The organism is Streptomyces sp. NPDC004561, assembly GCF_053602155.1.
Genome location: NZ_JBSGDB010000313.1, coordinates 1 through 10,795, shown reverse-complemented (window position 1 = coordinate 10,795; position 10,795 = coordinate 1). Strand labels below are relative to the sequence as shown.

Annotated in this window: 8 protein-coding genes; 3 read left to right on the top strand and 5 right to left on the bottom strand. The window is 74.6% G+C overall.

All coding sequences use genetic code 11. From position 1 onward, the window contains the following. Positions 1 to 459: 459 nt before the first annotated feature. The 3 genes from lnt (at position 460) to ACWEN3_RS31635 (ending at position 3,496) form a co-directional block, all read left to right on the top strand. A complete protein-coding gene (lnt, locus tag ACWEN3_RS31645; RefSeq protein WP_452977667.1) occupies positions 460 to 2,073 on the top strand; it encodes an apolipoprotein N-acyltransferase in 1,614 nt (537 codons plus the stop codon). A 67-nt stretch (positions 2,074 to 2,140) separates the two neighbouring features. Beyond that, entirely contained in the window at positions 2,141 to 2,620 is a 480-nt protein-coding gene (locus tag ACWEN3_RS31640) for an NUDIX hydrolase (protein ID WP_452977664.1), read from the top strand. 54 nt (positions 2,621 to 2,674) lie between these two features. Next, positions 2,675 to 3,496 (top strand): 3-hydroxybutyrate dehydrogenase, encoded by an 822-nt coding sequence (locus ACWEN3_RS31635; protein ID WP_452977661.1) that lies wholly within the window; start codon positions 2,675 to 2,677, stop codon positions 3,494 to 3,496. Between the two features lie 25 nt (positions 3,497 to 3,521). Here the strand turns inward: ACWEN3_RS31635 and ACWEN3_RS31630 are convergent, their stop codons facing one another. Genes ACWEN3_RS31630 through ACWEN3_RS31610 form a run of 5 tightly spaced genes read right to left on the bottom strand, consistent with a single transcriptional unit; the run spans position 3,522 to position 10,496 of the window. Continuing rightward, positions 3,522 to 4,859 (bottom strand): NAD(P)/FAD-dependent oxidoreductase, encoded by a 1,338-nt coding sequence (locus ACWEN3_RS31630; RefSeq protein ID WP_452977658.1) that lies wholly within the window; start codon positions 4,857 to 4,859, stop codon positions 3,522 to 3,524. Further along, positions 4,856 to 5,917 (bottom strand): oligopeptide/dipeptide ABC transporter ATP-binding protein, encoded by a 1,062-nt coding sequence (locus ACWEN3_RS31625; protein WP_452977656.1) that lies wholly within the window; start codon positions 5,915 to 5,917, stop codon positions 4,856 to 4,858. Before ACWEN3_RS31625 ends, ACWEN3_RS31630 begins: the two co-directional genes overlap by 4 nt. After that, the gene (locus ACWEN3_RS31620; RefSeq protein ID WP_452977653.1) at positions 5,914 to 7,857 is read right to left on the bottom strand and encodes a dipeptide/oligopeptide/nickel ABC transporter permease/ATP-binding protein; all 1,944 of its coding nucleotides are present in this window, start codon (positions 7,855 to 7,857) and stop codon (positions 5,914 to 5,916) included. The genes ACWEN3_RS31625 and ACWEN3_RS31620 overlap by 4 nt, the downstream gene beginning before the upstream one ends. Before the next feature lie 4 nt (positions 7,858 to 7,861). After that, complete coding sequence (locus ACWEN3_RS31615; RefSeq protein WP_452977650.1) at positions 7,862 to 8,848, bottom strand: ABC transporter permease; 987 nt, start codon at positions 8,846 to 8,848, stop codon at positions 7,862 to 7,864. Between the two features lie 49 nt (positions 8,849 to 8,897). Next, entirely contained in the window at positions 8,898 to 10,496 is a 1,599-nt protein-coding gene (locus ACWEN3_RS31610) for an ABC transporter substrate-binding protein (RefSeq protein ID WP_452977647.1), read from the bottom strand. Positions 10,497 to 10,795 lie beyond the last annotated feature (299 nt).

The following is a 10,795-nucleotide window of genomic DNA, read 5'->3' as shown; positions in this document are numbered from 1 at the left end:
GTGCCGGCTCTTGTGTACCACCCCTTGTGCCCCACGCGCCCCCTCTGAGCACCCTGCTGCGCCTGTACGCCGCCGGTAGCGCCCTCACCTGCGATCCTGGTGTTCTGAGCTTCCGCGCCGTACGTACCGGCCGCGGCCCTCGTTCTCGTCGCCCCCACCCGCCGCCCCTCGTCCCCCGCCCTGTGGCACGCCAAGGCCGAGCGCCGGTTGCGGCGACACTGCCGAGGCTGGGCTCACGGTAACGGCTGTTGACCGGTTTGTGCATGAGGTGGGGCAGAACGTCGCGGTTTCATCCGGACGTGCCGGGCCGGGTGCTGGACCGGCCGGGGGCGAGGCGCCGCGGCCGCCAGGACGGCACGCGCAGGGGCTCGGACCACCGGCGGCGGGGCGCGCCCGGACCCTTTCCGGCTCCCGGACCGCGCTGTCAACCGCGAGGTCAACCGCCGTACACTCACCCGGGTGACCGTCACCGCAACTTCCGTGGACCACCCGGATCAGCTCCGGCCGACCCCCGCGCCCGGCGCGCTCGGCCGCCGGCTGCTGCGCCTGGTCCCGGCTGTCGCCTCCGCGCTCTGCGGAGTGCTGCTCTACGTCAGCTTCCCGCCACGCACCCTGTGGTGGCTGGCCCTGCCCGCCTTCGCCGGCTTCGGCTGGGTGCTGCGCGGCCGGACCTGGAAGGCGGCGCTCGGCCTCGGCTACCTCTTCGGGCTCGGCTTCCTGCTGCCCCTGCTGGTGTGGACCGGCGTCGAGGTCGGTCCCGGCCCCTGGCTGGCCCTGGTCGCCATCGAGGCGCTCTTCGTCGCACTGGTCGGCGTGGGCGTCACAGCCGTCTCCAAGCTCCCGGCCTGGCCGGTGTGGGCCGCCGCGATCTGGACCGCGGGCGAGGCGGTCCGCGCGCGCGTGCCCTTCCACGGCTTCCCCTGGGGCAAGATCGCGTTCGGGCAGGCGGACGGCGTCTTCCTGCCGCTCGCCGCGGTCGGCGGCACACCCGTGCTCGGTTTCGCGGTCGTCCTGTGCGGATTCGGGCTGTACGAGGCCGGCCGCCTGATCGCCGAGCGGCGCCGTACCCGGACCGTGCGGCGCGCGGCGGCCGCCGCGGCCCTGCTGAGCGTGGCCGTCCCGGTGGCGGGCGCGTTCGCGGCCCGCACGCTGGTGAGCGACAAGGCGGAGGACGGCACCGCGACCGTGGCGGTCATCCAGGGCAACGTGCCGCGCTCCGGGCTGGAGTTCAGCGCCCAGCGCCGGGCCGTGCTCGACTACCACGTGCGCGAGACGCTCAAGCTCGCCGCCGCCGTCAAGGCCGGCAAGGTCGCCAAGCCCGACTACGTGCTGTGGCCGGAGAACTCCTCCGACATCGACCCCTTCGGCAACCCCGACGCGGCCGCCGTCATCTACGAGGCGTCCCGGGCGGTCGGTGTGCCGATCTCGGTCGGCGCCGTCGTGGAGCGGGACGGCAGGCTGCTCAACGAGCAGGTCCTGTGGGACCCGGTCAAGGGACCGACGCAGACCTACGACAAGCGGCAGATCCAGCCCTTCGGCGAGTACCTTCCGCTGCGCTCGCTCGTCGGAGCGGTCAACAAGAACTGGACCAGCATGGTCCGCCAGGACTTCAGCCGGGGCACCAGGCCGGGCGTCTTCGACATCGACGGCGCCAAGGTGGGCCTCGCCACCTGCTACGAGGCCGCCTTCGACTGGGCCGTGCGCGACACCGTGACGCACGGCGCGGAGATGATCTCCGTGCCGAGCAACAACGCGACCTTCGACCGCAGCGAGATGACCTACCAGCAGCTCGCCATGTCACGCATCCGCGCCGTCGAGCACAGCCGCACCGTGACCGTGCCGGTGACCAGCGGCGTCAGCGCCGTCATCCTGCCGGACGGGCGGATCACCCAGCGGACCGGCATGTTCGTGCCCGCCTACCTCGTGCAGAAGGTGCCGCTGCGCACCTCCCGGACGCCCGCGACGGAACTGGGCATCCTGCCGGAGACGGCGCTCGTGCTGGTCGCCGCGGGCGGGATCGGCTGGGCGATCGGCTCCGGCCTGCGCGCGCGGCGACGCGCCGCTGACGCCTGACCGTACGACCGCGGTGCACGCCCCCAACGGGCGGGGGAGCCCCGGACCGGCCGGTTAGGGTCGGTCCATGGCTACTCCTGATTTCATCCGCACGCTCAGGGCCTCGGCCGGCCGGCAGCTGCTCTGGCTCCCCGGGGTCACCGCGATCGTCTTCGACGACGAGGGCAGAGTGCTGCTCGGCCGCCGGTCCGACACGCGCAAGTGGTCGGTGATCGGCGGCATCCCGGAGCCGGGCGAGCAGCCGGCGGCCTGCGCCGTGCGGGAGGTCTTCGAGGAGACCGCGGTGCACTGCGTCGCCGAGCGGGTCGTGCTCGTGCAGGCGCTGGAGCCGGTCACCTACGGCAACGGGGACATCTGCCAGTACATGGACATCACCTTCCGCTGCCGGGCCGTGGGCGGCGAGGCCCGGGTCAACGACGACGAGTCGCTGGAGGTGGGCTGGTTCACGGTGGACGCGCTGCCCGAGCTGAACGAGTTCGGCCACTTGCGGATCAAGCAGGCCATGTCCGAAGCGCCCACATGGTTCGACCCCACGACCGTCGGCTGAAGTGTGGGTGACTCCCACATGTGGTGAGGGATGGGTTCCGCTTAGGGTCGGTGCATGACCTCGTCCCGCCCGCAGCCCGGCCCCGGCCCGCACGTCCAGCCCCTCGCGCTCGATCTCCGTGGCCGCACCGCTCTCGTCACCGGTGCCGCCAGCGGTATCGGGCGCGCCTGCGCGCTGCGGCTCGCGGCCGCCGGGGCCGAGGTGAGAGCCGTCGACCGGGACGCGGCCGGCCTGGCCGAACTGGCCGACCTGGCGGCGGGGTCCGCGGACCTCCCGGGAACGGTGGCCCCGCTCGTGGTGGACCTGACCGACCTCGACGCCGCCGAGCGCGCCGCCGTCGGCGCCGACGTGCTGGTCAACAACGCCGGGCTGCAACTGGTGCGCCCCATCGAGGAGTTCCCGCCGGACGTCTTCCACACGGTGCTGACCGTGATGCTGGAGGCGCCCTTCCGCCTCATCCGGGGCGCCCTGCCGCACATGTACGCGCGGGGCTGGGGCCGGATCGTCAACGTGTCCTCCGTCCACGGCCTGCGCGCCTCGGCGTTCAAGTCCGCCTATGTGGCCGCCAAACACGGTCTCGAAGGGCTGTCCAAGACGGCCGCGCTGGAAGGCGCCCCACATGGTGTGACGTCGAACTGCGTGAACCCGGCCTATGTGCGCACCCCCCTGGTCGAGAAGCAGATCGCCGACCAGGCGCAGGCGCACGGCATCCCCGAGGAACGGGTGCTGACCGAGGTCCTGCTCAAGGACAGCGCGGTACGGCGGTTGATCGAGCCGGAGGAGGTCGCCGAGGCCGTCGCCTATCTGTGCAGCCCCCAGGCGTCCTTCGTCACCGGCACCTCGCTCGTGCTCGACGGCGGCTGGACGGCCCACTGAGCCGCGACTCGGGATGCGTGGAACGTCAGCCCAGGACGGTTCGGGAGGCGGCGCCCTCGGGCACGCGGCGTTTGCGGGAGAACGCGCCCAGGTCGATGACGACGCCGGTGTGTTCACCGGTGTACCGCAGCGGATCGCGGTCGTGGTCGTGGCCGGCCTCGACGCGGTCGACCAGGGTGGCGAGGAACCGGCCCGCCAGGGGGGCGTTCTTGAACTGGTTGCCGCTCGTGCCCATGGCGACGTAGAAGCCGGGCAGGTCGGTGCGGTCGTAGACCGGGGTCCAGTCGTCGGCGACGTCGTAGACGCCGGCGACGCCGGTCGGCCGGTTCGGCACGCGCAGGAGCGGGAACCGGCGTGCCGCCCGGGTCACCTGGGTGTCGAACCGGGCGGGCGTCGGGTGCGGGCTGGACGCGTCGGGGTCGTCGAGCCACTCCATGGGGTCGCAGGCCGGCAGGGTGCTGCCGACGAGGAGGTGTCCGCCGGCGGCGGGGCGCAGATAGGTCCCGAGGTCGACGTCGGCCACCACCGGGCCGGGCAGGTCCTCGGCGCCGCCCCGGCCCGTCGGCGCGGCCACCTGGTGGACCTCCTGGTGCAGCGGACGCACCCCGACGGTGAACTCCGCCCCGACACCGGCCAGCCGGTTCAGCGCGCCCGACCAGGGCCCGGCGGCGTTGACCACCACCGGCGCCGTGAGCGTGGCGCCGTCGGCCAGCCGGATGCCCGCCACCCGGTCCGCGCGGCGCAGGACCCCGACGACCGTGCGATGCAGGAGGAGGCGCGCCCCGGCGCGGACGGCCGCGTCCGCGAGGTTCTGCGCCGCGAGCTGGGGATCGTCGACGAAGCCCGCGTCGGGAGTGGCCAGCGCGCCGAGTTCCCCTGCCGGGCCGGCGAAGAACGCCTCGTCGCGCAGGGGTTTGGGGGGCCCGTAGCGTCCCGCGTCGATGCCGGGGATCCGGCTGCGCAGGGTCGCCGCGTCCCAGCGCTCGTACGGCACCCCGGCGCGGACGAACAGCGCGACGGCCTCGGGCGTTCCGGAGCCCGGCGCGTCGAGGAGCACCGCCCCGGTCCGCCGGAACGCCGCCAGGGAGGCGCCGCGGGAGGCGCCCAGGTGTTCCGCCCACCGCGCCCAGCAGTGCTGGGACTCCCAGGCGGTGGCGACGCCGTCCCAGGTCGAGTAGTTGAAGCGGATGATCGCGCTGGAGGCGCTGGTGGATCCGTGGCCGACGCCGCCGGACCGGTCGACGACCACGACGCGCCGGCCGGTGCGCGCCAGTTCCAGTGCCACCGCGGCGCCGATCACCCCGGCGCCCACGACGACCGCGTCCGCGCCGGGCGGCACCGTGTCCCCTTCCCCGGCCGTCATGACGGCAGCCCTCCGGGCGCGCGGCGGGCCCGGTCGCCGTTCGCGTCCGGGTGAACGGCGCCGGTGCGGTGCGGGCCGTCGTCGGCGTCGTACGGGAAGTGGCACGCGGCGCGGTGCGGTCGTCCGGCCGCCTCCGGCTGGGGGTCCCGCGTGGCGCAGAGGTCCCGTCCGGGACGCCGGTTCGGCCCGACGGGGCACCGCGGGTGGAAGCGGCATCCGGACGGCGGCGACGCGGGGTCGGGCACCTCACCGGGAAGGAGCGGTTCCGCGGCCGGCCGCCGTCCGGGACGCAGGCTCGGCACGGCGGACAGCAGCGTCCGGGAGTAGGGGTGCCGTGGGCCGCGCAGCAGGTCTTCGGTGGCGGCGACCTCGACGATCCGGCCGAGGTACATCACGGCGACGACGTCCGACACATGACGGACGGCGGCGAGGTCATGGCTGATGAACAGCATGGCGAAGCCCATGCGCCGCTGGAGGTCCAGGAGCATGGCGAGGAGCGCCGCCCGGACCGACACGTCGAGGGCCGAGGTGACCTCGTCGGCGATGAGCACCGCCGGTTCGACGGCGAGCGCGCGGGCGACGGCCACGCGTTGACGCTGGCCGCCCGAGAGCTGCCCGGGCACCCGGTCGGCGCAGCCGGGGTCGAGACCGACCAGCTCCAGCAGCCCGCCGATGCGCCGTTCGCGGCCGTGGCGGTCCAGCCGGACGAAGGCCCCGGCCGATTCGGCGAGCGACTGACGGACCGTCATGCGCGGGTCCAGCGCGGTGTCCGGGTCCTGGAACACCAGTTGGACCTGCCGACCCAGCAGGCGCCGGTCGGCCGCGCGCCGCCCCCGGTACTCCCGCCCGCCGACCGTGATCCGCCCGGCGCTCGGGGTGTCCAGCCCGACGACCGCGCGTGCCAGAGTCGACTTCCCCGAACCGGACTCGCCGACCAGGCCGACCGTCGTGCCCCGGGGGACCTCCAGTGACACGCCGTCCACGGCCGTGACCGGCCCGAACGGCCCGTGGTGGCGCACGGTGACGTCGTACAGCGCGAGCCCCGACCCAGCCGTCACCTCTCCGCCTCCTCGGTGTCACGCAGTTCGCAGGACGGCGCCGGGGGCAGCGGCCGCCAGCAGGCGACCTCGTGGCCGGAGCCGAGGGCGACCGCCGCGGGGGTCTCCTCGGCGCACCGGTCCAGTCGACGGGCGCAGCGGTCGTAGAACGCGCAGCCCGGGAGAGCGTTGTACGGATCGGGTGGCCCGCCCTCGATCGTGCCCAGGGGTCGGTCGCGGTCCGCGGCCAGGTCCGGGACCGAGGCGACGAGCATCCGTGTGTAGGGGTGCCGTGCGCCTGTCGCCAGCTCACGGGCGGGAAGGGTCTCCACGATCGTCCCCCCGTACATGACCAGGACCCGGTCGCAGGCGTCGGCCACCAGGGCGATGTCGTGGCTGATGAAGAGGATCGCGGTGGCGTCCTCGCGCCGGATCCGGTGGAGCAGGTCCATGATCTGCCGCTGCACGGTGACGTCCAGCGCCGTCGTCGGCTCGTCCGCGATCATGAGGGCGGGCCGGGTCATCGAGGCCGTCGCGATCGCCACGCGCTGCCGCTGGCCGCCGGAGAGCTGGAAGGGGCGGGAGCGCAGCAGCCGGCGCCCGGCGGGCAGCGCGACCCGTTGAAGCTGGGTCAGGGCCTGTGCCACCGCCTCGGTCCGGGGGGTGCCGAGGTGTGCGCGCACCGCCTCCGTCATCTGGGTACCGATGCTGAGCGACGGGTTGAAGGCCGAGGCCGGGTTCTGGAAGACCATCGCCATTCCCGTCGCCAGCTGCCTGCGCCGCTCCTTGGGGGTCAGCGACCCGGCGTCCCTGCCCAGGAACCGGTGGGTACGCCAGGTCGTGCCGGCGCCGTCCGGCAGCAGGTCGGCGAGGGCCAGTGCCGTCAGCGACTTGCCGGAGCCGGACTCGCCGACCAGCCCGGCCATCTCGCCGCGCCGCAGAGCGAGGGTGACACCACGGACGGGCCGGACCACGCCGTCCGCCGTGGGAAGGGCCACCCGTAGGTCCTCCACCTCCAGCACGTGGTCCTCGGCAGCCGGGCGCTCGGAGGATGCCGGGGGCGGCGCGGGCTCCTCCCGCAGACGTGGGCGGGTGCGTCGCGCCGCGGCCCCGGCGAGCACCTCGCCGAGCAGCTGGAACGCCACGGCGGCGTAGACGATGGCGATGCCGGGCGCCACGGCGGGCAGCGGCTCGGTGTAGACGCGGTCCAGCCCCTGACTGAGCAGCAGCCCCCAGTCGTACAGGGGCGGCTGCACCCCCAGCCCGAGGAAGCTCAGGCCCGACAGGGCCACGAGGGCCGAGCCGGCGGCGACCGTGGTGTTGAGCATCAGCGGTTCGGCGACGTGGGGCAGGACATGGCGCAGCAGGAGCCGGTGGCGGCGCAGGCCCAGCACGCGCGCCGCCGCCATGAAGTCGGTGCCGGCCACTTTGGCCGCGAGGGTCTGGGTGACGCGTGCGAAGCCCGGCGCACAGGCGACGGCGAGCGCCGACACCGCACCGACGGCGCCCGCGCCGAAGAGGGCCGCGAAGAACATCGCGACGAGGAGCGCGGGGAAGGCCAGCAGCAGGTTGATCAGGGCTCCCAGCAGGCGGCGGGCGCGCCCGCCCACGACGGCGGTGAGCGCGCCGAGGGCGACCCCGGCGGCCGCCCCGAGCAGCGTGGCCGCGACGGCCAGCAGCAGGGACAGCCAGGTCGCCGCGAGGAGCCGGGCGAACAGGTCGCGCCCGAGATGGTCCGTGCCGAGAAGGTGAGCCGCGGTGGGCCCCCGCAGCACCGCCGACGGGTCCGGACGCGCGCCTTCCGGCCCCCACAGCACGCCCCCCAGGACGGCCAGGACGACGAGCGATCCGAGCATCGCCAGGGTGATCACGCCCATCGGCGAGGCCCAGCCCGACCGGGCCGCACCGGACCGGCGGGTGGTGGCACGCGGCGCGGGCCGGGAAGGGGAGGACGGCACCATCGGATCACGTCTCCCGGATGACCGATCGGGGGTCGAGCAGCGCGAGGGCCAGATCGACCAGGAAGTTCACCACGAGGACGGCCGACCCCAGCACCAGGACCGCCGCCTCGACGACCGCGTAGTCCTGCGCGGCCACGGACTGCGCCATCGCCGACCCGATGCCCGGCCAGGCGAACACCTTCTCGACCAGTACCGTTCCCGCGATCAGGGCCGGCAGCAGGTTCCCGGCGACCGTCAGTGACGCGGTCAGCGTGTTCGGCGCCACGTGGCGCACATGGAGCGGGACGACGGGCAGCCGTTTCGCGCGGGCGGCACGCACATGGTCCGCGGCCAGAACCCTGAGCGTCTCCACCCGTACGATCCGCAGCAGCACGGCGGTCGGAGCGAGCGCCAGCGCGAGCACGGGAAGCACATAGGACCGGGGACCCAGGTCGCCGGCGACCGGAAAGATCCGCAGGGCGACCGCGAGTCCCGCGACGAGCCCCGCCGCGAGCACGAAGTCCGGCATCCCCGCCACGACGGAGGTGGCCGCGGTGAACGCCAGCTCGCCCCGGGGCCGCCGGCCCCCGCGTGTCCACACCGCGGCGAGCAGCCCCCCGGGGAGGGCGACGACGACCACGCAGGCGAACGCCAGGACGGCGAGCAGCAAGGTGGCCGGCAGCCGTGCCCCGACCAGGTCGGCCACCGGCTCGCCGGTCACCAGCGAGACCCCCAGGTCCCCGTGGGCGAGCTGGTGCAGATACTGCCGGTACTGCGACAACAGGTCCTGGTCCAGGCCGAGTTCACGGCGTTTCGCCGCCACGAGGTCCGGCGGGGCGTCCACGCCCAGCGCGGCCCGGACGGGGTCTCCGGGTACCAGCCTGATCATCGCGAAGGAAGCGGTGACGACCACGAAGAGGGAGACGGCCAGCCGTAGCGCGCGCCGGCCGCAGAACACCGCCCACGGGTGGTGCCGGGCCAGGGCACCGAGCCGCGCGGACACGGTCGTCATGGGGATCTCCTCGACTGGTGGTGGGCGGTCGCGGGGGCGTCCGCCGCGGCTATCGGTGCAGGCGGATGCTGGTCGGCACGATCCGGCCGCCGGGAGCGACGGCGAACGTCGTCCGGTAGCCGTAGACCGTGCTCGTGCCGTCGGCGACGGGCAGCGCGTCGGCCGAGCGGAACAGCGCCGCGGCGGCCCTGTTCCAGTCCGCGCAGCCGGCCGTGCCCGGTTCGCGGAGGGCGAGGGCGACCAGGCGGTCGTACGACCGGTTGGCGACGTGCGCGAAGTTCAGTCCCCGCGACGGCGGCGGGCCGGAGAAGTACGGGACGAGCTGCGCGGGCAGCTGGGGTCCCGGTGAGCTGCCGACGACGACGTCGAAGTCGCCGCTCGTGTACATGGCCTGGACCACCGCGTTGCGGCTCTCGCCGACGAGGTCGACGTCCACGCCCAGCGCCTGCCAGGTCACGGCCATCAGTTCGGCGACCGACGGAAGGGTGGAGCCGAAGTCGGCGCTGCTGAGCAGCCGCAGGCGCAGCGGCCTGCCCCGCTTGACCAGCCGGCCCCGCGCGTTCTTCGTCCAGCCCGCGGCGCGCAGGTCCCGCACGGCCGCGCGCGACGGCAGGTTGCCGGCGGCCACGGCGGCGTGGCAGACGGAGTCCGCGCCGGTCAGATGGCCCGCGGGCGTTCCCTCGCCGCCGAGCGCCACGTTGGCGAGGCCCTTGCGGTCCAGGGCGCCGACCAGCGCCCGCCGCAGCACGGGATCGCTCAGGGGGCGGCCGGAACGTTCGTTGAAGAAGCTCAGCCCGACCACGGTCGGCACCTGGGCGGTGGCCAGGCCGTGGCCGGTCAGCCGCGCGCGGTCCGGGCCGGTCACCGTGGCGATGTTCACGCCGCCCGTGAGCAGCAGGTTCGCCATGGTGGACTCCTGCGGCACCACCGACACCACGATCCGCTCGGGCTGGCCCGGAGCCCGGTTGGTCGCTCCGCGCGGCCCCCACGCGTACCCCTCGCGGCGCGTGAAGAGGTACGGACCGCCCGAGGCGTAGCGGCTCAGCACGTACGGCCCGGTGCCCTCCGTCCGCCTGTCCAGCGCTCCGGGATCCGCGACGCCGGCGGGGCAGACCACGGGCACCAGTCCGATCGTCCGCAGGATGAAGCTGTACGGCGACGCCATCCGCACCGACACCGTCCGTGCCGCGTCGTCGGCCGACACCGTGAACGGGACACCGGGCAGCGCCGCCCGGGCGCCGACGAGCCGGTTGCGGGGATCGCTCGCGTACCTCAGCGACCGGGCCACCCCGGAGGCCGTGAGGACCGTGCCGTCGGAGCAGCTCACACCCGTGCGCAGGGTGAAGCTCGCCGAAGCGGCGCCGGCCCGCCACTTCCCGGCGAGACCCGACACCACACGTCCGTCCGGCGCCACGTCGACCAACGAGTCGTAGGCGTACGGGGCCAGGGCGGGGCCGAACTGCGAGTACGGATGGAAATTCGGGGTCTCGGCGGCGGCGGCGATCGTGACGGTGCCCCCCACGACGACCGGAGTGCGCGTCGATGACACGTCGCCGCCGGCACAACCGGCCAGCACGGCCGACGCGACGGCGGCGGACGCCACCGCGGCCGACCGGGCCCCGGGAAACGACACGGTTCGGCGGTGCATGGCGGTCATCGTGCCACCGCGACCGAGGCCGCCGGCCGGGCTCTCCCGGGCCGCACGCGAACGGCGCGGACGATTTCCCTCGTCCGAGTGAGGCCGCGCGACGCGCGGTACGGGTCCCGCTTTCTGACGCTACGTCATCTCGGGCCCCACACTGGCGTCATGGCGAACCACTCGACGGACCTCCCGGACGGCTCGGCGGCGCGGGAGGTCGACCGGCTCGCGGCCTCGTACTGGGACTTCCTGCTCGCACGCGAGCCCCTGCTGCGGACGCGCCGCGGGCTGGCGGTCGAGTCGCTGCC